Genomic DNA, 20,056 nt, shown 5'->3' with positions numbered 1-20,056 from the left:
CCTTCCGCATCCAACGACGGGCCCACCGCCCATCGGAGCCTGACAAACGGCGAAGTTCATCGACTGGAAGGGCGACACCATGCACAACGCACTGCCAAAACTCGCACTCCCGCTTCTGCTCGGACTGACCGCCGTTCCGGCCACGGCCGGGCTCTATGCGGTCGATCCCACACCCTTCACTCAGGCCAATGGGTTCTTCCCGGCCTGGTACCAGGACACCCACGGCCGAGCCCTCGATCTGTGCCTATCCAAGGCGCAGAGCACGCGGGTGCCGGGGGCCTTCATGTGCAACCTGCTGCCGGCGCCCGGGGTGTTCGACGAGACCCAGCCCATCGTCTTTCCGAGCAATTTCCCGGACGAGGCGTTCTGGTTCACCGGTGATGCCGCCATCATCGATGCCAACACAGGCATCGACCTGCTCTATGTCTCCGCCCTGGAGGCGGCCTTCGGCGGCGGCGTGCCGGCAGCCGGCGACCAGATCAGCTTTGCCCGCATCCGCATCCGGGCAACGGTGCCGGTGGCGGGCACCTACACCGTCACCCACCCCTATGGCGTGGATGTGTTCGAGGTGGATGCACCCGGTACCCGCGTCATCAACATGACCCGCGATATCGGTATCGGCGCACCGGGGGATTTCCGCGGCGCGCTGGCCGGCGACATCGGCCCCTTCCTGCGATCGGTCAACGGCCCCTATCTGGAAACAAACCCGGTCACTGGGAATACGGACACCTTCATCGGCGACCCGAACATCCTGGAGGAAGTCACCGGCAGCCCGTTCGGGACCAACTTCGTGCGCATCGAAGGTCCCAACGGCCTGATCGCCGAAACGCGCCTGTTCGCCATTTCCGGCAGGCTGTCCACCGAGCCGCTGCCGACCCCGCTGGTCATCGAGCGCGCCACCTATTCCCGTGGTGGCACCGCCGCATCGCCAGGGGCCGTGCAACAGGATTACTTCACCCTGGCCCCACCGCCTCCCGGATCGGTCACCTACAACGACGGCGTCGTCACTGGCGGCTTCATGCTCGGCAACGCCTCCGGCGCCTGGTACGGCCAATCCACCAGCAACCTCGCAGCCAACGGCAGCGTGACCTTCGTCGCCGACAACTCCCTGGTCATTACCGGCAGCACTCCCACCAGCAAGACCGTCCCGCTCGCGGACCTGGTGACCATCACCCGGGCCGAATACAGCGTAGGTACAGCCGTGCTGACCGTGGAGGCCAACTCCAGCGACCAGGCCGGCCAGCCGGCATTGAATGCCGAGGGTCTGGGCGTCCTGACCAATGGCCAGCTGCAGGTCACGGGAGTCACTGCCCCGCCAGCCACCGTGCATGTGATTTCGGGCAACGGCGGTTCCGACACCGAAGAAGTCCTGATTCTTCCTTGAGCACAACAGTCACCTGCCAGGGGCAGGTGAACGGAGGCAGTCATGTTCAAATGGCCAGGAATACTCACCATGGCACTGGGCCTGCTCGCCGGCACCCCGGCCGCTGATGCGGCATTGACGGCAGTGGACCCAGGCCCCTACACCGCCGCCAGCGGTTTCTTCCCGCGCTGGTACCAGGACGCCAACAGCGTGCCCCTGGAGCTGTGCCTTTCCAAGGCGGTCAGCTCCCGGGTACCCGGTGGCTTCATGTGCACCCTGCTGCCGAACCCCGGCATCTTCGATACGGCCAAGCCGGTCGTCTTTCCCGCCAACTTCCCCGATGAGAGTTTCTGGATGCTCGCCGAAACCAGCATCGACGATCCCGGCAACGGCCTCGAGCTGGAGGCCTATGTCGCCGGGGTCGAAGCGGCCTTCGCCGGCGGGCTGCCCCTCCAGGGTGACCAGCAGAGCTTCGCGCGCATCCGCATCCGGGTGAACGTGCCGGTAGCCGGTACCTACAAGGTGACCCACCCGTACGGCGTGGAAACCTTCAACGTCACCGCGCCCGGCCGCCGCGCCATCAACCTGACCCGCGACATCGGCATCGGCGCGCCGGGGGACTTCACGGGTGCGCTGGCCGGCAATATAGGGCCATTCCTCACCCGCGTCGGGCCGCTCTACACGGAAACCAACCCGGAGACGGGCGAGGTGGAAACCTTCATCGGCGACCCGAACATCGCCGAGCCGGTCACCGGCAGCCCCTTCAACACCAACTTCATCAGAATCGACGGGCCCAACGGCCTGCGTATCGAGACGAATCTGTTCAACCTGTCGGGCAAGGTGCTCAGTGCCGGCGTGCCCAGCCAGCTCGGCGTCGACCGTGCGTCCTACAGCCGTAACGCCCAGCGCACCTGGATCTCGGTGTTCGCCAACTCCGCCGCCACCGCAACGCTGTGCTTCCGCGAGAGCCTCGACCTGGTGGGCGATCCGCCGTCACCGTGCCAGTTCCAGATGACCGGCGACGGCACCGGCCGTTTCTTCGGTCAGGATGTGGCGCCGACGAGCCTGCCTCCCTTCGTGCTGATCACGGCCAAGGAAGAGGGCACCACCACCAAGGCCACGACTCAGAGCCAGCCGCTCACCGACGTCGTCAAGATCAGTGACGCCCGCTACTCCTGGTCGACCCGGACGCTGACAGTGGAAGCCAATTCCAGCGATGAGGTAGGACCACCGGAACTGGTGGCCCAAGGCTTCGGCCGTCTGGTGCCGGTCAGCGGCGTGAACCAGCGCCTGGTCGCCAGCGATGTCGATCACCCGCCGGCAAAGGTCACGGTCAAATCCGCCGCCGGCGGCAGCGACACCGAGTTCGTGCTGATCGAAGGCGCGCCGCCCGCTCCGCCGGCCAACCAGCCGCCCGTGGCCAATCCGGACACCGCCAGCACCAGCGCCGGCATCGCCGTAACCCTGGACCTGACGGCCAACGACACCGACCCGGACGGCAACCTGCCCCTGTCCATCGCCAACCTGGGCACGGTTACGGTCGGCACCCTGGCGCAGAGCGGCAATGGCGCCGTCATCTACACCCCGCCAACCCAGGTGGCCGCCAACGAAGTGGTGACCTTCACCTACCAGGTGCGCGATGCCCTGGGCGCCCTCTCCGCCCCCACCGACGTCAGCATCACGGTTCGGCCGAACCTGCCGCCCACCGTGGCGCCCGACACCGCCACCACCAACGCCGGCGCGCCCGTGGTGATCAACGTGCTGGCCAATGACGTGGACCCTGAAGGCAACGCCATGACGGTGGTGAACGTGACGCCGCCGCCGGCAGGTCGCGGCAGCGCCAGCACCAACGGCACCACGGTGACCTACACCCCGCCAGCTACGGTGCCCGCCACCACCACCGTCAGCTTCACCTACCAGGCCCAGGACTCCGCAGGTGCCACGTCTACTCCGACCACGGTCACTGTCACGGTGAACCCGGTGGTGGCCGCCGATACCCTGAGCATTACCCAGGCGCAGGTGCAGGCGCGGCCCAACAACCGCTTCTCGTGGAGTTTCCAGGGAACGACCTCGCAGCCACGGGGTAACCAGATCCAGGTACTGGTCTCCGGTACCCAGGGCCAGGTCCTGCTGGGCACGGCCACTCCGTCGGCCAATGGACGCTGGAAGCTGACGGTGAACAACTCCACCGCCGTAGTGCCCAGCGCCAATCCCACCGTGACCGTGCGCTCGACCCTGGGTGCCGTGCTCACCGGCCCCATCAGCGTCCGCTGACGGATCTTCTCCAGTTGCCCCCGGCCAGCCATGTGGCCGGGGGATTTTTTGCCGGCACCTTGGCGCTTCCAGCGGTTCCCCCCTCCGCAATCCCGGCTCAGCGCCCGTCTGTCCAATCAGTCAGATTCATTTTCCCGACATTGCCCCTCCCAACAGTCGGAAATGGCCGCGATCTTCGAATAACCCCTTGAAAAACCTGTCTTTCAGCCGATAATCGCGCGCCCGGCCCGGCGCCCTGGAATCTCGGCGCCGCACGTTCAGCGGCGGTCTGACCTGACCGAACCGACACATTTCGCGCCGACAGAATCCCGAGAACCTGGAGCCCACTTCACGATGAACCGTGCCCTCTCTTCCCTGATGCTCGCCGGCGGCCTGCTGGCCGCGGGCAATGCCCTGGCCGACGGCCCCCTGCTGTGGCAGGACAACAGCCTGACCTACCTCTACGGCAAGAACTTCCAGGTCAACCCGGAAATCCAGCAGACCTTCACCTTCGAGCACGCCAGCGGCTGGACCTTCGGCGACCTGTTCATCTTCGTCGACCAGATCAACTACAACGGCGAGGAAGACGCCAACCTGGGCAAGAACACCTACTACGGTGAAATCTCCCCGCGCCTGTCCTTCGGCAAGATGTTCGACCAGAAGCTGGAGTTCGGCCCCATCAGCGACGTGCTGCTGGCGGCCACCTACGAGCGTGGCGAGAACCGCAACCAGAACTACCTGCTCGGCCCGGGCTTCGACCTGAAGGTGCCCGGCTTCGACTACTTCCAGCTGAACTTCTACTACCGCAAGCCCGATGGCATCACCAACAACCCGTCCGGCCAGTGGCAGGTCACCCCGGTGTGGTCCTACACCATTCCGGTGGGCAACTCGGACGTTCTGATCGACGGTTTCATGGACTGGGTCTGGAACAACAAGGACGCCACCTCGGACCGCCCCAACGACCTGCACGCCAACCTGCACTTCAACCCGCAGATCAAGTACGACCTGGGCAAGGCCATGGGCTGGAGCGCGGTGAAGCACTTCTACGTCGGTATCGAGTACGACTACTGGAAGAACAAGTACGCCATCGACGACAACAGCTTCCTCGGCGACGACATCCTCGGCGGCACCGACCAGAACACCTTCAGCCTGTTGGCCAAGGTGCATTTCTGATGATTGCGGGGCCCGTTGCAACAACGGGCCCCTCTGTCTTGCGCCGTCGAAAGGGCAGGTGGAAAATGCGCGTCAGTCTTCGCCTGCAGTCAGATAAGGAAATTTCCGATGGCCAGTGACAGCCCCCAAGCCGCCCCGCGTACCCTGGGCGAGAAAGTGGTCACCGGCGGCTGGATCAGCCTCGCCATCGTCATCTTCGTCAGCTTCTGCTTCTCCAGCGAACCCTTCGACTTCTCGACCAGCCTCGCGCTGCTCTCCCTGATCACCTTCTGCGCCGCCTTCGCCTGCTGGCCCAGCCTCTTCCTCAACCCCATCAACTACCGCAGCCTCTGCGACGACGTCCCTCGCGGCAGCCAGATCGCCATGAGCGCATTTGTCGGCCTGACCGTGCTGCGCGCTTTCGTCGAGCTGGTGGCCTGACACGCGCCTTCGGACTGCACCATCGGTCCGGCCGCGTGGGCTGAAGCCCACCCATCAACTCTTTCCGCATGGGTATCGCTCCGCTCGCGGAACGCCGCCCGCCCCATCCTGCGCGAGCTGCTCCCGTGGATTCCGGAAGGCAGACCTTCGGCCTGCATGGCGAATGAATTCGCCCCTACAAGGCTCTCCTCCAGCCCATGAAAAAGCCCCGCACTTGGCGGGGCCTTTTGTAAGGCTCAGGGTACTCAGGCGCTGGCCGGGGTACCGATGATCTCGGCACGGCTGCGCACGAGTTGCGGCAGCAGGGAGCCGACCACCATGCCCACCCAACTGAACAGCAGGCCAGCCAGTTGCGGCGGCCAGAAGTCGGTTTCCTGGTAGGTCATTTCCAGCAGGCCCCAGGAGCCCAGGCCGAAGGCGATAGCCATCAGCGCACCCTGGGTGGTGGCGCGCTTCCAGAACAGGCCGGCGAACAGCGGCACCGCAGCGGCGACCAGGGTCACCTTGTAGGCGTTGCCCACCATCTCGTAGATGCTGGATTCGGAGTTCAGTGCGAACAGGCCGGTGGCGAAGGTCATCGCCAGCACGCTGCAACGCATTGCCAGCAGGGCCTGACGGTCGGTCATGTCCGGGATGAAGCGCTTGAGGACGTTCTCGGTGAAGGTCACCGACGGCGCCAGCAGGGTGCCGGAAGCGGTGGACATGATCGCCGAGAGGATCGCGCCGAAGAACATGATCTGGGCGAACAGCGGGGTGTGCTCCATGATCAGGCGCGGCAGGATCATCTGCGAATCCTCGGCCAGCCAGTGCTGGACCATGGCCGGGTCGATCATCGAGGCGGAGTACGCCAGGAAGATCGGCAGCATGCAGAAGCACAGGTAGAAGCAGGCGCCGGTCATGGAGGCGCGAGCGGCGATGTTCTCGGTCTTGGCCGACATCACGCGGGCATACACGTCCTGCTGCGGGATGGAGCCGAACATCATGGTCACCGCGGCGCCGAGGAAGGCGACGATGTCCTTGGCCGAGGTGCCGTGGATGAAGGTGAACTTGCCGTCGTTGGCCGCCTTGGTGATCACCGCCTCAGGGCCACCCGCCATGTCGCCCACCAGCCAGGTCAGGTAGAACAGGCCGACAACGATGATGATCATCTGCAGGAAGTCGGTCATGGCCACCGACCACATGCCGCCGAACAGGGTGTGCAGGAGGACGATGAAGGTGCCGATCATCATGCCCTGGGTGGTGGTCACGGCACCGTCGGTCAGCACGTTGAACACCACGCCCAGCGCGGTGAGCTGCGCAGCCACCCAGCCGAGGTAGGACGCGATGATGACCAGGCTGGTGATCAGCTCGACATTCGGGCCGAAGCGCTTCTTGAAGAAGTCACCGATGGTCAGCAGGTTGAGGCGATAGAGCGGACGGGCGAAAACCAGGCCCACCAGCATCAGGCAACCGAAGGAGCCAAAGGGGTCTTCGACGATCCCGGCGAAGCCTTCCTCGACGAAGGTCGCGGGAATGCCCAGCACGGCTTCCGAGCCGAACCAGGTGGCGAACACCATCGCCACGACCAGGGGGAAGGACATGCTCCGGCCGCCGGATGCGAAGTCCGTGGAGTTCTTGACGCGGGTGGTAGCGTAGAAACCGACACCAACGGTGATCAGCAGGTATACCGCAACAAACCAGATCAGCATTTGTTCTTGTTCCGAAGGCACGCCTGTCGGGGCCACGGCGCCCGATAGGGCAGGCACCTCGACTGACGGAGTTTTTGTTATTGACGCGGAGGAGCCCGGCCCGGAGCAAACGGGCGGGGTGCCACGGGGCGCAGTCTGCCAAAGACGTAAAATATGTCAAACAATTACAACGTCTATGAGCAAAAAAATCGACAGAATGCTTTCTGACTACCAGGACAAGATAGGCCTCAATACACTGATTTAACTGGCCTTGCAACGTCACGCCGTGACCATTGAGTTCTTTATTTTTTACAGTGGCTGTTGATTAAGAAAGACACCCGGCTACCGTTCGGCGGCGGCCTGGAATCATCTGCTAGCATCGAAGCTTCCCCGTCATGGAGCCGACCCCATCATGCACGCGCTCACCCCGCAGCAAACCGAGGCTTACCTGCGCCACCTGGACACCCCCGCCCCGCAGCAGCCCGACCTCGCCAGCCTCGACCGGCTGATCGCCGCGCACCAACGCCGGGTGGCCTTCGAGAATGTCGACGTGCTGCTCAACCGGCCCATCCACATCGACGCCGATGCGGTGTTCAACAAGGTGGTGGAGCGCCAGCGTGGCGGCTACTGCTATGAGCTCAACAACCTGTTCGCGCGCCTGCTCCTCGCCCTCGGCTTCCAGGTCGAATTGCTGGGCGGCCGGGTGCGCTGGGGTCTGCCGCTGGATGCGCCGCAGACCATGCTCTCTCACCTGATGCTGCGCGTGCTGCTCCCGGAAGGTCCGCATTTGGCGGACGTCGGTTTCGGTTCTGCCACACCCTGGCGCGGCGTGCCCCTCGACGGCCCGGTGCCCGCCGACCTCCCCTACCGCCTGCGCCCCCAGGAGGACGGTAGCGGTGAAGTGCAGCTGGAAAGCTTTCGTGCAGAAACCGGCTGGGTGGCCTGCTACCGCTTCGGCCAGGAGGTGAATGCCTGGGTCGATTGCATTCCGCGCAACTGGTACACCTCCACCCACCCCAACAGCGTGTTCCGCCAGATGCTGATGGCCGCCCGCAGCGAAGGTGAATGGCGCCTGACCCTGGCCAACGGCACCCTCAACAAGCGCCACCGGGATGGCCGCGTGGAAAACCGCACAATCGAAGACGCCGGCGAACTGGTCCGCGTGCTGAAGAACGACTTCCTGCTCAACCTGGCGGAAGACGAGATCGAACCGCTGCACACCCGACTGGCGGGATTGCTGAACGCCACACCGTAGGTTGGCGCTGAGCGCAGCGAAGCCCAACGTGCCCACCTTCGTTGGGCTTCATGCTTCAGCCCAACCTGCGTCGAGCACCGTGCCACCTCACGAGGACATGCCCATGTCCACCGCTGACCACCTCGAAGCCCTCCACACCCAGGGCTTCACCGTCCTCCCCGGCGTGCTCGATGCGCCGAGCATCGCCACCCTGCGCTCACTGATCGACACGCTCCAGCCCATCCACTGGGACTACCAGGGGCTGGTGGACGACCACTTCAAGTGCGTGTTCAACCGGGGCCCGGAGTGGCTGCCCTACCTGGACCTGCCCGGGGTGATCGAATTGGCCGAAGCGGCACTGGACGAAGACTGCCACGTCATCGGCCAGACCGCATGGCGCAGCCATCCGGGCTTCGTTGGTGCCGACCTGCACCTGGACCACCTGGTGATGGAGTTGCCGGAAACCCTGCTGGCCGATCCGGGCTTCCGTCTGCCGATGCAGGTCTGCACCGCGCATCTCTACCTTGACGATATCGATGCCGACCTCTGCCCCACTCGCGTCATCCCCGGCAGCCACCGCGCCGGTCGCCGGCCACGCCCCGGCGAAATCGACTGGCATGGGCGGCAGGCGGAGGCGGTGTTGTGCAAGGCCGGCGATGTCCTGATGTTCCGCAGTGAGCTGTGGCATGCCGGCAGCCGCAATCGCACCGCCGATCGCAGCCGTTACTTGCTGCAGGTCCACTACGGCCGGCGCATGGTGGCGCAGAAGTTCTCGCCCTACCTGGCATTCCGCTTCAATCCCGATGTGCTGGACGCCTGCACCCCGCGCCAGCGCCGTCTGCTGGGGGATCACCAGGCGGCCGAGTACGACTGACGCCGAAAAACCGAGCAAGCGCTTCAGGCCCCTTACCCATGGGCCTTCCAGACAGTTATCCCGAAGATATCCACAGAGACGCCCACAGATTTTGTGAACGTTTCCCCTCACCGGAACGCGCATTCCCCGGGAGCCGGCAGTGAAACGTGCGCAGCCCTTGCCCGGCCAGGCGCAACCTTGGCCCAGTGGGCCAAACCCGCTTGCACAAATACCGCACAATCCCCTGAAACCCAGACAGCGCATGGCCTCCAGCCACCCATCCAAAAGCTATCCACAGCTTGCCCCACAGAATCCGTGGGTATCCGAGCCACACGCCGAAGGGCGGAAATCGCCTCGCGGTTGCACCTCCGTCGATCAATGACCGAGCAAGCCGTGCCGAGCCCTCAGCCATGGGCTCTAGCGCAATCCATCCAGAAGATATCCACAGCTCGCTCCACAGAAATTGTGGGCACGTTGGAGCCGGCCTGATCTTTACTCAAGACAGGACTCCGAGCAGGACGCCACCATGCGCACTCTCCGCCTTGCCGCCCTGATGTTCCCGCTGCTTTTGCTCCATGGCTGCGCCGTACTCGACCAGCACGACCCGCTGCAGGTCGACCTGGCCGGCATGGAGCCCATTCCCGGAGAAGGCCTGGAGATGCGCTTCAACCTCAAGCTGCGGGTGCAGAACCCCAACGAAGGGGCCTTCCACTACAGCGGCGTCGCCCTGGAACTGGACCTCAATGACCTGCCCCTGGCCAGCGGCGTCAGCAGCCACGGCGGAACCGTGGCGGGGTTTGGCGAAGCGTTGATCGAAGTGCCGGTGACGATCTCGGCCTTTTCCGTGCTGCGCCAGGCCTGGACCATGAGCGGCAGCCCGTTCCAGAACGTTCCCTACGCCCTGCGCGGGAAGCTGGGCGGCGGCTTCTGGGGCACTCGGCACTTCACGGACGCCGGACTGCTGAGCATTCCCGAGCCGCTCGATACGCCTTAGCGCGTGCGCGCCCGTTGTTCAATTGCTGAGCACGAACCCCAGCAATTCCCGGGCAGCCACAGGCAACTCGGTCACTTCGGTGTCCACTTCCCAGTCCGCATCCAGCGGCGGTTCGTAGGGGCTGTCCAGGCCGGTGAAATTGCGCAGGCGCCCTTCCAGCGCCGCCCGGTACAGACCCTTGGGGTCCCGGCGGGCACAGGCGTCGAAGGAGGTACTGACATAGACCAGGTAGAACTCTCCGGGATTGAACAGGCGCCGTGCCGCCTCGCGGTCGGCGCGAAAGGGCGCGATGGCCGAGACAATCACGATCAGCCCTGCATCCACCATCAGCCGCGCCACTTCGGCAATGCGGCGAATGTTCTCCTGGCGGTCCTCGACAGACATGCCCAGGTCACGACACAAGCCCCTTCTCAGGTTGTCACCGTCCAGCACATAGGTGTGCAGGCCGCGGGCATTGAGTTTCAGTTCGAGGGCGTTGACCAATGTGGACTTGCCGGCTCCCGACAGTCCGGTCAGCCAGATGCAGCGCGGCCGCTGGTGCTTGATGGCCGACCGGGCCCAGACGGGCACGGCCAAGGTGTGGGGATGTGCCTCACTCATAACCGAGCCACTCGTAGTCGCGCTCATACGCCCGGCGCACGAGGCGCCGTGTGCGGGTCGAGCAGAGTTCCCGCACCGGCAGGTGCTGCCGATGCCGCGTGGGATTGATGTGCGGCAGCGGGGCGACGATGTCGAAACGCTGACACAGGGTGGCGAAGTCGCGATTCATGGTTTCCTGGCGACCGATGAAATCCATCGCCAGGTTGCCAAGGGAATCCACCAGGAAATCCGTCTGCGGCGTGAAGTGGACCTGTTTGCGCACGTTGTCCGCATGCAGCCAGCGGCTGACGAACTCATCGAAGTCCCGATAGCGGCAGACCATCTGCTGGGCCGGAGTTTCCCGCACCCGCAGTTTGTTGCTGCGCAAGTAGCTGTAAGCGGAGTAGGCACGCTCCAGCGGGTCGCGCACGAAGGTGAACTTGAAGGCCCGCGCGAAGTGCTCGGGGAATTGCTGCTCGTACCAGTAGAGCGGCAGATGCCCCGGCCGCCAGTTACCGAACAGCGCCGAACTGATGCTGCTGCCGGCGCACTTGGGCACGTGGATAAAGAGGCACTCAGTCAAGCCGAATTGGGCGGGCAGCCCGACATTGGCCGACAGGGAGCGGTTGACCACCTGCCGGTCCACCGCGCTCAGGCGGCTGAGCAGGAAGTTGCGCTGTTCCTTGGGGATCAGCTTCCAGAAAACACGTTGCAACATGGCACCCTCGAAGCGGGTCAAGCCCGCGAAAAGTCAGTGCATGCAGGTTAGCAGCGAGTTTTCCAGGGAAGATTTAGACATGGTCAAGTCGGTAAGCCCCCGGACACATCTCGCTTACGAAAGCGCAGAAATCGGCAAAGGGATGGCAAAACCTTATACAATCTGAGGTCATTTTCGTAACACCCGACGTCGAGGTACACCGTGAGCACACTGCCGCCCTGCCCCAAATGCAATTCTGAATTCACCTACGAGGACGGCGCGCTGCTGATCTGCCCGGAATGCGCCCACGAATGGTCCGCTGATGGCAGCGGAGAAGCGGCCAGCGACGACAAGGTAATCAAGGACTCCGTTGGCAACGTCCTGCAGGACGGCGACACCATCACCGTGATCAAGGACCTCAAGGTCAAGGGCTCGTCCCTGGTGGTAAAGGTCGGCACCAAGGTGAAGAACATCCGCCTGGTGGATGGCGATCACGACATCGACTGCAAGATCGACGGCATCGGCGCCATGAAGCTGAAGTCGGAGTTCGTGCGGAAGGTCTGATCCCGCGTTCCCGTCCTCTTCAGTCGTGAAGGGGACGGGTTCCGAGCGCTGCTTTACCCACTCGCAATACTGCACATCCCCGCTGCCTTCCGCGCCCGAATCGGCCCATTCTCGCTGGGCAAAAATCTATCTGGCGTTCTCCAGCAACCGGCACAGCTTTTCGGTGGCAGCCAGCATCTGGAAGCTCGGCCGCTCCAGGCCCACGTCCGGAACGGGCCAGACCTGCCCTTTCTTCACGGCTGTCAGCTGCGACCAGGCCGCCCAGGCCTTGGCCTGAGTCGGTTCGCTCACCAGGATCACCTCGGGGTTGCGCTGCAGGACCGATTCCACGCTCACCTGGGGCGCCGGTAGGGAGAGGTCGGCGAAGACGTTCTCCGCCCCGCAGACACGAAGCGCGTCACTGATGATCTGCCGTCCGCCCAGGGTGTACAGCGGCTTGTCCCAGACCTGATAGAAGACCTTCAACGGCACGTCACGCCGATAGCGCTGGCGCAGATCCGTAAGGCCGGCGTCGAAGCGGGCGGCCAGTTGGCGGCCCTGCTCGGCGCGGTCGATTCGCTCGCCAATGGTGATGAAGGATTGCGACAGCTGCGAAAGGTCCCGGGGCTCTACCACCAATAGCGGCACGTCGAGCTTTTTCAGTTGTTCGCGCCCGGCGGCGCCGACGCTATCGGGCCAGAGCAGGACGAGATCGGGCTTGAGGCTGAGCAGGCTTTCCGCCTGCAGCTGGCCATAACGCCCCACGGAGGGCAGGCCAGCCAGGGCGGTGGGGCGTTCGCCACCATCGAGCACGCCCACCAGCAGGTCGGCAGCGCCCAAGTCAATCATGGTTTCACTGAGGGATGGCGCCAGGCTGACCACCCGCAGCTGTGCCGTGGCGGGTAGCGCGAGGCACAACAGCAGGGAGGCGAGCAGTCGGCGCATCAGCCGAGCTGGCGGGGAATTCGGTAGAGGTAGAGCAGCACCAGGCTGCTCAGGGCAAGGAGGATCAGCGCAACGGTGTTCAGCCCGAAGGGTACTGCGAGCGCGGAGATCCACGCCGGCAGTCCGGCAGCGAGGAATGCCTTGCTGCGGCGCCGGGCCAGCTCTTGCCAGGCGCCCGGCTCTTCGGCGCGACCAAGGGAAGCCTCGGTGGCAACCAGGGCACGCTTATAGGCGGAGAACAGCGGCAGGGTGAGGAACAAGGAAGTCAGGCCAACGATGAACAGCGGCATCTGCAACACGGGCAACACCGGTTCGCCGTCGCCGAACAGGTAACCCATGACCAGCAGCGGGGCCAGGGTGTAACCCACCTGACGCCACCAGGCCTGGGCCAGACGACGGCGGACTTCCTTGCGGGTCACGACTCGGCTTCCGCCTGATGCAGGTTGCCCAGCATATGGCCGAGCTTGCCGGCCTTGGTGGCCAGGTACTTGCGGTTGTGCTTGTTCAGACCGGTTTGCAGCGGTACCCGCTCGGCCACCTTGAGACCATAGGTCTCCAGTGCCTTCACCTTGCGCGGGTTGTTGGTCATCAGCTTGATGGCCTTGATACCCAGGTGTTCCAGCATCGGCTCGCACATGGCGTAGTCGCGCTGATCGGCACCGAAGCCCAGGCGCTCGTTGGCTTCCACCGTATCGGCGCCGGCGTCTTGCAGCTCGTAGGCGCGGATCTTGTTCAGCAGGCCGATGCCACGACCTTCCTGGCGCAGGTAGAGCAGCACACCACGGCCGTCTTCGGCGATGGCGCGCAGCGCCGCTTCCAGCTGGAAGCCGCAATCGCAACGCAGGCTGAACAGGGCGTCGCCAGTCAGGCATTCGGAATGCAGGCGGCCCAGCACCGGCTCACCATTGGCGACATCGCCCAGAGTCAGGGCGACATGTTCCTTCCCGCTGGCCTCGTCAAGAAAGCCGTGCATGGTGAACACACCGAACGGGGTGGGCAACTGGGAGGCGGCGACGAAGACGACGGACACCGAAGAGCTCCTGGATACTGTCAAGGCCGGCATTGTAACAGCACGCTTTCCGGCAGGTCAGACTGAATAGTTGGGAATACGTATCGAACGGCTCGAAGAGACGCCGGGAAAGCCTGCGAATGATCTGCCGGGCGGGAGCGGAACGTGCCTGCTTTCAACACGGCATCACCACAACGCAGCGGAGACCACGGCGGGCCTTCAGAATTTGGATTCGAGCATCAGCACTCCCTGCTCCTCGCGCCAGCGCACGCGGTTGAGGAAGCTCATGCCCAGCAGCACGTCGACGGGCGCCTCGCCTTCGATCACCGCCCCTTCCACACCCAGCACCTCGATGCCACCGACCTTGATCCGGTCGAAGGTCACCCGCCAGGCATTGACCGTCCCACTGGCGGTGCTGGCCTTCATCGGCACGCCGTTGACCCGGTAATCGATGCCCAGGCGGCGCGCCTGGCCCTCACTCATGGCGACGCTGCTGGCGCCGGTGTCCACCAGGAACTGCACGGGATGGCCTTCGATGGAGCCGGCGACCTGATAGTGCCCGTTGTTGCCGCGGGCGATGCTCATCTGGGTCTTCTGCGGCGCGCTGGGGCTACCCGCCTGGTTGTATTCGCGGGACAGGCCGTAACTGCGTTCGACGCCATCGACCCGCAGCACCGCGCCCTTGCTGTCGGCGCTGATCACCTGGACGCCGCCGGGCCCGGTCTGGCCCACCTTCACCAGCTTGCGCTGGCCGTCGACGTTGAGCACGGCGGCGCCGGGAAACAGACCGACCACCTGGACCTGGGTGGCGCCCGCAAATGCCGGAGCGAGGGCCAGCAGGAAGGCGAGAGTACGCAGGTCAGGGTGCGGCATGGGGTTTCTCCAGGTCCTTGTCGAAGGCATAGGGCTGCTTCCAGCGCTGGAACAGTGGGCGTAGTTCACCACTGGCGACCAGCTCGCCCATGCGTTGGTCGAAGATTTCCGCCAGGCTGTGACCACGCGGGGTATCAGCGAAACCCAGGTAAAGCGGCAAGCGCATCAGCGGGGTGATTCGGTAGCGGCTGGGATCGGCGGCGCTCTTGAGCACATCGTCCACTTCGGTACGGGCGTCGATGTAGAAATCCACATGGCCGAGATCGAGCATCGAGAGGATACCGCTGCGCCGCTGGATTTCTTCGAAGTGCTTCAGGTTGGGCAGATAACGATCGTAGTTGTAGCCACGAATCCAGACGAGCCGGTACTGCCCCAAGGTAGCCAAGGTTGGAACCGGCGTGGAGGCGCTGGACAGAGCACTGACCCGGTCGGCGTCGTAGTGCCAGCGGGGGTAGTGAATACCCTTGACCTCGTCGCGGTAGGAACCGAGCCAGGCGTCCGCCTCGCCGCGCAGCACCAGGCCAATGGAGCGGGAGTAAGGCACCGAGCGGATCTTCAACCGAATGCCTTCAGGCTCGTAGACGCGCCGCAGCACGTCCCAGGCAAGGCCGGTACCGTCGGGATTGGTATGGCCGGGCCAGAGCTCGCTGGCGAGCTGGATTTCGTCGGCCTGTACGGTCTCGGCCCAGGCCGCGGGAAGCAGCAGGCAAGCGATCAGGACCTTCGATATCCAGCTCCGCATCGTTTTTCCCTCCTCCGGCCGTCGACTTGGGCGGGGCAGCTACGGTCCTAGGCCAGACCCCAGATGATGAGTTGCATCGCCAGCCAGGCGAAGACCCCCGCCAGCACGTCATCCAGCATGATTCCGACGCCACCGTGGACGTGGCGGTCGATCCAGTGGATCGGCCAGGGCTTGACGATATCCATCACCCGGAACACCACGAAGCCCAGCAGCAGCCACTGCCAGCCTTCGGGCACCAGCCAGAGGGTTATCCACATGCCGACCATTTCGTCCCAGACGATACCTTCATGGTCGTGCACCCGCAGGTCGTCCGCCACCTTGCCGCACAGCCAGAAGCCGAACAGCATGGTCAGCCCCAGCATCAGCCAGTAGCCCCAGTCGGGCAGCATCTGCCAGAGGGGGATGAAGGGCAGCGCCACCATCGAACCCCAGGTACCCGGTGCCTTGGGCAGGGTGCCCGAGCCGAAGCCGAAGGCGATGAAATGCCAGGGGTTGGTCCACACCGAATGGGGGATGGGTTGCGGCGTGGCCGATTCGCGATCAGTCACCTTGACTCCCGAAATGTTGATAACCCAGTGCCGGCGGCTGCAGTTCGGCCCCGGCGACATCGAGCAGGTGCACGCCTTGCCCGGCCTCGACCCGACCGATCACCGCCACGTCCGGCCAGTCGGCCTGGACGGCGGCCAACTCAGCGGCCGGCAGGGTAAAGGCCAGGCGGTAATCGTCGCCACCGGCCAGCGCACAGTTGAGGGCGAAATCCCTGGGGAAGAGTGCTTGCAGGGCGTCCGACAATGGCAATCGTGCCGATTCCACCATCAGCGCGACGCCGGATGCGCGGGCGATATGGCCGCAATCGGCCAGGAGCCCGTCGGAAATGTCCAGCGCTGCCGTCGCCCGACCGCGTAGCGCTTCGCCCAGGGCCAGCTGCGGCTGCGGCGCCCAGTAGCGCTGCAGCAGGTACTGCGCTTCGGGACCGGTGTCCTGGCGTTCGCCCAGCACCAGCGGCAGCGCGCCGGCGCCATCGCCCAGGCTGCCGCCAACGCAGAGCAGGTCACCGGGCCGCGCGCCGGAACGGCGCAGTGCCAGGCCAACAGGCAAGCGGCCGAACACAGTGAGGGTCAGGCAGAGGGGGCCGCGGGTGGTATCGCCACCCACCAGTGCGATCCGGCAATCCTGGGCCATGGCGCAGAGGCCACGGGCGAAACCGTCCAGCCAATCGGCGCGGGCATCGGGCAGGGTCAGGGCGAGGGTGAAGGCGACGGGCGTGGCGCCCATGGCGGCCAGGTCGCTGACGGAAACCGCCAGGGCGCGCTGCCCCAGCAGGAAGGGGTCGGCGTCCAGGGGGAAGTGAACGCCGGCCACCAGCGTATCGGTGGAGATCGCCAGCTGTTCACCAGGGGGAACGTGCAGCAGGGCGCAATCGTCGCCGATGCCGAGGGCAACGCCTTCGCCTCCCGCCGCACAGGCGGCGGAGGCGAAGAAGCGGCGGATCAGCTCGAACTCACCCACGCGCGAACTGCGATCAGCGCTTGCCGCCGCGGACTTCGGCAGCGCGCAAGCGCGGTGCCAGCTTGTCCAGCACGCCGTTGACGAACTTGTGCCCGTCAGTGGCGCCAAACACCTTGGCCAGCTCGATGCCTTCGTTGATCACGACGCGGTACGGCACATCAACGCGGTTCATCATCTCGTAGGTGGAGAGACGCAGGATCGCCAGCTCAACCGGGTCGACCTCTTCCAGCGCGCGGTCCAGGCAGGGCAGGAAAGCGGCGTCGATCTCGGTCTTCTGGCGCGGCACGCCGTGGAGGATCTCGTGGAAGTAGGCGCCGTCTACCTTGCTGAAATCGTTGTCGACGCGGAACTGCGCCTCGATTTCGTTGAGCGGCTGACCGGCGATGTGCCAGGAGTACAGAGCTTGCATCGCCAGGGTGCGGGCCTGGCGACGAGCGGCAATCTTGCCTTTCGGCGCCTTGGGTGCCGAACCGTCTGCGTTGCTCACTTGGCCTCCAGGGCAGCCAGCAGGCTGACCATCTCCAGGGCAGACAGGGCAGCTTCCGCGCCTTTGTTGCCAGCCTTGGTGCCGGAGCGCTCGATGGCCTGCTCGATGGAGTCGACGGTCAGCACGCCGAAAGCGACCGGTACGCCGAATTCCATGGATACCTGGGCCAGGCCCTTGGTGCACTCACCGGCCACGTATTCGAAGTGCGGGGTGCCGCCACGAATGACCGCGCCGAGGGCGATGATGGCGGAGTACTCGCCTTGCTGGGCGACCTTCTGGGCCACCAGCGGGATTTCAAAGGCGCCGGGAGCGCGGATGATGGTGATGTCGCTTTCGCTGACACCGTGGCGAACCAGGGCGTCTACGGCGCCGCTCACCAGGCTTTCCACGACGAAGCTGTTGAAACGGCCGACCACCAGGGCATAGCGGCCTTTGGGGGCGATGAAGGTACCTTCGATGGTCTTCAGGGACATGGGCGAGTTCTCGTCAATTAAAGAGCGAGGGCCCCGGCCTTGACGGTCGGAGCCCTGCGGGTCATTCAGCGGGCAGGTATTCTACAACTTCCAGGTCGAAACCGGATATCGCGTTGAACTTCATCGGCGAGCTCATCAGGCGCATCTTGCGCACCCCGAGGTCGCGGAGAATCTGCGAACCGGCACCGACGGTGCTGTAGGTGGTCGGGTTGGTGACCTTGGTTTCGGCCCCCAACTGGCGCTCCAGATGGGCCAGCAGCTGCGGGCCGGTGAGCGGATTGCCCAGCAGCAGCACCACGCCACTGCCGGCAGCCGCCACTTCCTTCATGGCGGCGCGCAGGCTCCAGCGGCCGGCCTGGTTGACCATGAACAGGTCGCGCAGCGGGTCCATGTTGTGCACCCGCACCAGGGTCGGCTCTTCCGGGCAGATCTTGCCCAGGGTCAGGGCCATGTGCACGTCACCTTCCACGGCATCGCGGTAGGTCACCAGGTTGAAGTGGCCCAGTTCGCTGTCCAGCGGCTGCTCGGCGATGCGCTCGACGGTGCGCTCGTGGATCAGGCGGTAGTGGATGAGGTCGGCGATGGTGCCGATCTTGATCCCGTGCTCGGCGGCGAAGGCCTCCAGCTCCGGGCGACGGGACATGGTGCCGTCGTCGTTCATGATTTCGCAGATCACGCCGGAGGGCTCGAAGCCCGCCATGCGGGACAGGTCGCACGCTGCCTCGGTGTGGCCGGCGCGGGCCAGCACGCCACCCGGCTGGGCCATCAGCGGGAAGATGTGGCCGGGGCTGACGATGTCCTCAGCCTTGGCGCCCTTGGCGGCGGCCACCTGCACGGTGCGCGCGCGGTCGGCGGCGGAGATGCCGGTGGTCACGCCCTCTGCGGCCTCGATGGAGACGGTGAACTTGGTGCCGAAGCCGGAACCGTTGCGCGGCGCCATCAGCGGAAGCTTGAGCAGCTCGCAACGCTCACGGGTCATCGGCATGCAGATCAGGCCGCGGGCGAACCGGGCCATGAAGTTGATGTGCTCGGCCTGCACGCACTCGGAGGCCATGATCAGGTCGCCTTCGTTCTCGCGATCTTCGTCATCCATGAGGATGACCATCTTGCCCTGGCGGATGTCTTCAATCAGTTCGTCGATCGTGTTGAGAGCCATGGGCCCTCCTTATGAATTCAGTGTTTGAGGTAGCCGTGTTCGGCGAGGAAGCTTTCGGTCAGGCCGGAGGCCTGGGGCTCGGCCGCCTTGTCGCCGAGCAGCAGGCGCTCCAGGTAGCGGGCCAGCAGGTCCACCTCCAGGTTGACCCGGCGCCCCGGGCGGTAGTCGGCCATGATGGTCTCGACCAGGGTGTGCGGAACGATGGTCAGCTCGAACTCGGCGCCATTCACCGCGTTCACCGTCAGGCTGGTGCCGTCGACGGTGATCGAACCCTTGAGGGCGATGTACTTGGCCAGTTCGCGCGGGGCGCGGATGCGGAATTGCACGGCGCGGGCATTGTCTTCGCGCATCACCACTTCGCCGATGCCGTCGACGTGGCCGCTGACCAGGTGGCCGCCCAGGCGGCTGGTGGGGGTCAGGGCCTTTTCCAGGTTGACCGGGCTGCCGGGCTTCAGGTCATCGAAGGCGGTGCAGGCCAGGGTTTCACGGCTGACGTCGGCCCAGAAGCCGTGGCCGGGCAGCTCCACGGCAGTCAGGCAAACGCCGTTGACCGCGATGCTGTCGCCCAGTTTGACGTCGGCGAGGTCCAGTTTGCCGGTTTCCACCAGGACGCGGACGTCACCGCCCTTGGGCGTGATCGCGCGGATGGTGCCAATGGCTTCGATTATGCCGGTGAACATGGGACCTCCAGAGCTTGCAGCGAACCGGCCGGAGCCGGCGAAAGACGCATTATAAGCGCCCGCCCCTCACCCGCGCGCGCGCAGGCCGCTCGCGCCGGAAGGTAGTGGACAATTGCATGTGACATCGATGGAACTCCTGTTTCGTGAAAAACAGGGCGTATCGGATTGAAAGGGATCTGGCAGGCGCGGGTACGCAGAAACCCCGGCCCAGGCAGGCAATCCCGTTCTCTCTTCATCCGGACTGTTACCGTCGGCCCCGGAATCGCACCGGGTCTGCTGACCTCGCCTTCGACGAGCGCTCGCGGGCTATGCGCATTCCGCGCAATTACCGCCGGTGGGGACTTGCACCCCGCCCTGAGAACGTTACAGCCAACCTTCAAGGCTGGCTGGCAGGCGTTTTATCACA

At 64.9% G+C, this 20,056-nt stretch carries 22 protein-coding genes and 1 riboswitch; of the genes, 8 read left to right on the top strand and 14 right to left on the bottom strand.

Annotated elements, in window-relative coordinates; translation table 11 throughout:
- The first annotated feature begins 79 nt into the window (after positions 1–79).
- From TQ98_RS02655 to TQ98_RS02640, 4 genes are all read left to right on the top strand, one after another.
- Positions 80–1,384 carry a hypothetical protein gene (locus TQ98_RS02655; protein WP_044872621.1) on the top strand — a complete coding sequence of 435 codons (1,305 nt, stop codon included), beginning with the start codon at positions 80–82 and terminating at the stop codon, positions 1,382–1,384.
- Between the two features lie 42 nt (positions 1,385–1,426).
- Positions 1,427–3,637 carry an Ig-like domain-containing protein gene (locus TQ98_RS27725; protein ID WP_044872622.1) on the top strand — a complete coding sequence of 737 codons (2,211 nt, stop codon included), beginning with the start codon at positions 1,427–1,429 and terminating at the stop codon, positions 3,635–3,637.
- Positions 3,638–3,970: 333 nt separating this feature from the next.
- On the top strand, positions 3,971–4,789 hold the full coding sequence (locus TQ98_RS02645) for an outer membrane protein OmpK (RefSeq protein ID WP_044872623.1): 819 nt from the start codon (positions 3,971–3,973) through the stop codon (positions 4,787–4,789).
- 108 nt (positions 4,790–4,897) lie between these two features.
- Positions 4,898–5,209 carry a hypothetical protein gene (locus tag TQ98_RS02640; protein ID WP_044872624.1) on the top strand — a complete coding sequence of 104 codons (312 nt, stop codon included), beginning with the start codon at positions 4,898–4,900 and terminating at the stop codon, positions 5,207–5,209.
- 245 nt (positions 5,210–5,454) lie between these two features.
- Here TQ98_RS02640 and TQ98_RS02635 read toward each other — a convergent pair whose 3' ends face one another.
- Positions 5,455–6,897 carry a sodium:solute symporter family protein gene (locus TQ98_RS02635; RefSeq protein ID WP_044872625.1) on the bottom strand — a complete coding sequence of 481 codons (1,443 nt, stop codon included), beginning with the start codon at positions 6,895–6,897 and terminating at the stop codon, positions 5,455–5,457.
- A 391-nt stretch (positions 6,898–7,288) separates the two neighbouring features.
- Between TQ98_RS02635 and TQ98_RS02630 the strand changes: the two genes are divergently transcribed.
- The 3 genes from TQ98_RS02630 (at position 7,289) to TQ98_RS02620 (ending at position 9,957) form a co-directional block, all read left to right on the top strand.
- The gene (locus tag TQ98_RS02630) at positions 7,289–8,131 is read left to right on the top strand and encodes an arylamine N-acetyltransferase (protein ID WP_044872626.1); all 843 of its coding nucleotides are present in this window, start codon (positions 7,289–7,291) and stop codon (positions 8,129–8,131) included.
- A 97-nt stretch (positions 8,132–8,228) separates the two neighbouring features.
- Positions 8,229–8,984, top strand: coding sequence for a phytanoyl-CoA dioxygenase family protein (locus tag TQ98_RS02625; protein WP_044872627.1), 756 nt, complete (start codon positions 8,229–8,231; stop codon positions 8,982–8,984).
- A gap of 505 nt (positions 8,985–9,489) precedes the next feature.
- Positions 9,490–9,957, top strand: a complete 468-nt coding sequence (locus TQ98_RS02620) for an LEA type 2 family protein (RefSeq protein ID WP_044872628.1) — start codon at positions 9,490–9,492, stop codon at positions 9,955–9,957.
- An 18-nt stretch (positions 9,958–9,975) separates the two neighbouring features.
- On the opposite strand, the gene cysC is transcribed toward TQ98_RS02620, so the two are convergent.
- Together cysC and TQ98_RS02610 are read right to left on the bottom strand one after the other, a co-directional pair.
- Complete coding sequence (gene cysC, locus TQ98_RS02615; protein WP_242443032.1) at positions 9,976–10,557, bottom strand: adenylyl-sulfate kinase; 582 nt, start codon at positions 10,555–10,557, stop codon at positions 9,976–9,978.
- Positions 10,550–11,254, bottom strand: a complete 705-nt coding sequence (locus TQ98_RS02610) for a sulfotransferase family 2 domain-containing protein (protein WP_044872630.1) — start codon at positions 11,252–11,254, stop codon at positions 10,550–10,552. Before TQ98_RS02610 ends, cysC begins: the two co-directional genes overlap by 8 nt.
- 201 nt (positions 11,255–11,455) lie before the next feature.
- On the opposite strand from TQ98_RS02610, the gene TQ98_RS02605 reads away from it, so the two are divergent.
- Positions 11,456–11,797, top strand: a complete 342-nt coding sequence (locus TQ98_RS02605) for a zinc ribbon domain-containing protein YjdM (RefSeq protein WP_044872631.1) — start codon at positions 11,456–11,458, stop codon at positions 11,795–11,797.
- Positions 11,798–11,923: 126 nt separating this feature from the next.
- Here TQ98_RS02605 and TQ98_RS02600 read toward each other — a convergent pair whose 3' ends face one another.
- The 11 genes from TQ98_RS02600 to TQ98_RS02550 form a co-directional block, all read right to left on the bottom strand.
- Complete coding sequence (locus TQ98_RS02600; RefSeq protein ID WP_044872632.1) at positions 11,924–12,721, bottom strand: cobalamin-binding protein; 798 nt, start codon at positions 12,719–12,721, stop codon at positions 11,924–11,926.
- Positions 12,721–13,140 (bottom strand): hypothetical protein, encoded by a 420-nt coding sequence (locus TQ98_RS02595; RefSeq protein WP_044872633.1) that lies wholly within the window; start codon positions 13,138–13,140, stop codon positions 12,721–12,723. Before TQ98_RS02595 ends, TQ98_RS02600 begins: the two co-directional genes overlap by 1 nt.
- A complete protein-coding gene (ribA, locus tag TQ98_RS02590) occupies positions 13,137–13,751 on the bottom strand; it encodes a GTP cyclohydrolase II (protein ID WP_044872634.1) in 615 nt (204 codons plus the stop codon). The genes TQ98_RS02595 and ribA overlap by 4 nt, the downstream gene beginning before the upstream one ends.
- A 198-nt stretch (positions 13,752–13,949) precedes the next feature.
- Positions 13,950–14,588 carry a TIGR02281 family clan AA aspartic protease gene (locus TQ98_RS02585; RefSeq protein ID WP_242443182.1) on the bottom strand — a complete coding sequence of 213 codons (639 nt, stop codon included), beginning with the start codon at positions 14,586–14,588 and terminating at the stop codon, positions 13,950–13,952.
- A 1-nt stretch (position 14,589) separates the two neighbouring features.
- On the bottom strand, positions 14,590–15,345 hold the full coding sequence (locus TQ98_RS02580) for a transporter substrate-binding domain-containing protein (RefSeq protein WP_044872636.1): 756 nt from the start codon (positions 15,343–15,345) through the stop codon (positions 14,590–14,592).
- A 47-nt stretch (positions 15,346–15,392) separates the two neighbouring features.
- Complete coding sequence (locus TQ98_RS02575) at positions 15,393–15,893, bottom strand: phosphatidylglycerophosphatase A (RefSeq protein ID WP_044872637.1); 501 nt, start codon at positions 15,891–15,893, stop codon at positions 15,393–15,395.
- A complete protein-coding gene (gene thiL, locus TQ98_RS02570) occupies positions 15,886–16,854 on the bottom strand; it encodes a thiamine-phosphate kinase (protein WP_044872638.1) in 969 nt (322 codons plus the stop codon). Before thiL ends, TQ98_RS02575 begins: the two co-directional genes overlap by 8 nt.
- A 13-nt stretch (positions 16,855–16,867) precedes the next feature.
- Entirely contained in the window at positions 16,868–17,341 is a 474-nt protein-coding gene (gene nusB / locus TQ98_RS02565; RefSeq protein WP_044872639.1) for a transcription antitermination factor NusB, read from the bottom strand.
- Positions 17,338–17,814, bottom strand: coding sequence for a 6,7-dimethyl-8-ribityllumazine synthase (gene ribE, locus TQ98_RS02560; RefSeq protein WP_044872640.1), 477 nt, complete (start codon positions 17,812–17,814; stop codon positions 17,338–17,340). The genes nusB and ribE overlap by 4 nt, the downstream gene beginning before the upstream one ends.
- Positions 17,815–17,875: 61 nt before the next feature.
- On the bottom strand, positions 17,876–18,970 hold the full coding sequence (gene ribBA, locus TQ98_RS02555) for a bifunctional 3,4-dihydroxy-2-butanone-4-phosphate synthase/GTP cyclohydrolase II (protein ID WP_044872641.1): 1,095 nt from the start codon (positions 18,968–18,970) through the stop codon (positions 17,876–17,878).
- A 17-nt stretch (positions 18,971–18,987) separates the two neighbouring features.
- On the bottom strand, positions 18,988–19,650 hold the full coding sequence (locus TQ98_RS02550; RefSeq protein ID WP_044872642.1) for a riboflavin synthase: 663 nt from the start codon (positions 19,648–19,650) through the stop codon (positions 18,988–18,990).
- Between the two features lie 219 nt (positions 19,651–19,869).
- Positions 19,870–20,016: riboswitch (FMN riboswitch) on the bottom strand.
- Between the last annotated feature and the right edge of the window lie 40 nt (positions 20,017–20,056).

The sequence above is a fragment of the Pseudomonas sp. LFM046 genome (assembly GCF_000949385.2).
In the GTDB taxonomy this organism is placed as follows: Bacteria; Pseudomonadota; Gammaproteobacteria; order Pseudomonadales; family Pseudomonadaceae; genus Metapseudomonas.
This window is presented reverse-complemented; position numbering and strand designations above follow the sequence as displayed.

What these genes read in the sequence shown, in the direction of transcription:
- TQ98_RS27725 (WP_044872622.1), top strand. Translation starts at nt 1,427, where the DNA reads ATGTTCAAATGGCCAGGAATACTCACCATGGCACTGGGCCTGCTCGCC.
- TQ98_RS02645 (WP_044872623.1), top strand. Translation starts at nt 3,971, where the DNA reads ATGAACCGTGCCCTCTCTTCCCTGATGCTCGCCGGCGGCCTGCTGGCC.
- TQ98_RS02655 (WP_044872621.1), top strand. Translation starts at nt 80, where the DNA reads ATGCACAACGCACTGCCAAAACTCGCACTCCCGCTTCTGCTCGGACTG.
- TQ98_RS02610 (WP_044872630.1), bottom strand. Translation starts at nt 11,254, where the DNA reads ATGTTGCAACGTGTTTTCTGGAAGCTGATCCCCAAGGAACAGCGCAAC.
- TQ98_RS02635 (WP_044872625.1), bottom strand. Translation starts at nt 6,897, where the DNA reads ATGCTGATCTGGTTTGTTGCGGTATACCTGCTGATCACCGTTGGTGTC.
- TQ98_RS02640 (WP_044872624.1), top strand. Translation starts at nt 4,898, where the DNA reads ATGGCCAGTGACAGCCCCCAAGCCGCCCCGCGTACCCTGGGCGAGAAA.
- ribBA (WP_044872641.1), bottom strand. Translation starts at nt 18,970, where the DNA reads ATGGCTCTCAACACGATCGACGAACTGATTGAAGACATCCGCCAGGGC.
- TQ98_RS02600 (WP_044872632.1), bottom strand. Translation starts at nt 12,721, where the DNA reads ATGCGCCGACTGCTCGCCTCCCTGCTGTTGTGCCTCGCGCTACCCGCC.
- cysC (WP_242443032.1), bottom strand. Translation starts at nt 10,557, where the DNA reads ATGAGTGAGGCACATCCCCACACCTTGGCCGTGCCCGTCTGGGCCCGG.
- TQ98_RS02625 (WP_044872627.1), top strand. Translation starts at nt 8,229, where the DNA reads ATGCCCATGTCCACCGCTGACCACCTCGAAGCCCTCCACACCCAGGGC.
- ribE (WP_044872640.1), bottom strand. Translation starts at nt 17,814, where the DNA reads ATGTCCCTGAAGACCATCGAAGGTACCTTCATCGCCCCCAAAGGCCGC.
- TQ98_RS02550 (WP_044872642.1), bottom strand. Translation starts at nt 19,650, where the DNA reads ATGTTCACCGGCATAATCGAAGCCATTGGCACCATCCGCGCGATCACG.
- TQ98_RS02620 (WP_044872628.1), top strand. Translation starts at nt 9,490, where the DNA reads ATGCGCACTCTCCGCCTTGCCGCCCTGATGTTCCCGCTGCTTTTGCTC.
- TQ98_RS02580 (WP_044872636.1), bottom strand. Translation starts at nt 15,345, where the DNA reads ATGCGGAGCTGGATATCGAAGGTCCTGATCGCTTGCCTGCTGCTTCCC.
- TQ98_RS02630 (WP_044872626.1), top strand. Translation starts at nt 7,289, where the DNA reads ATGCACGCGCTCACCCCGCAGCAAACCGAGGCTTACCTGCGCCACCTG.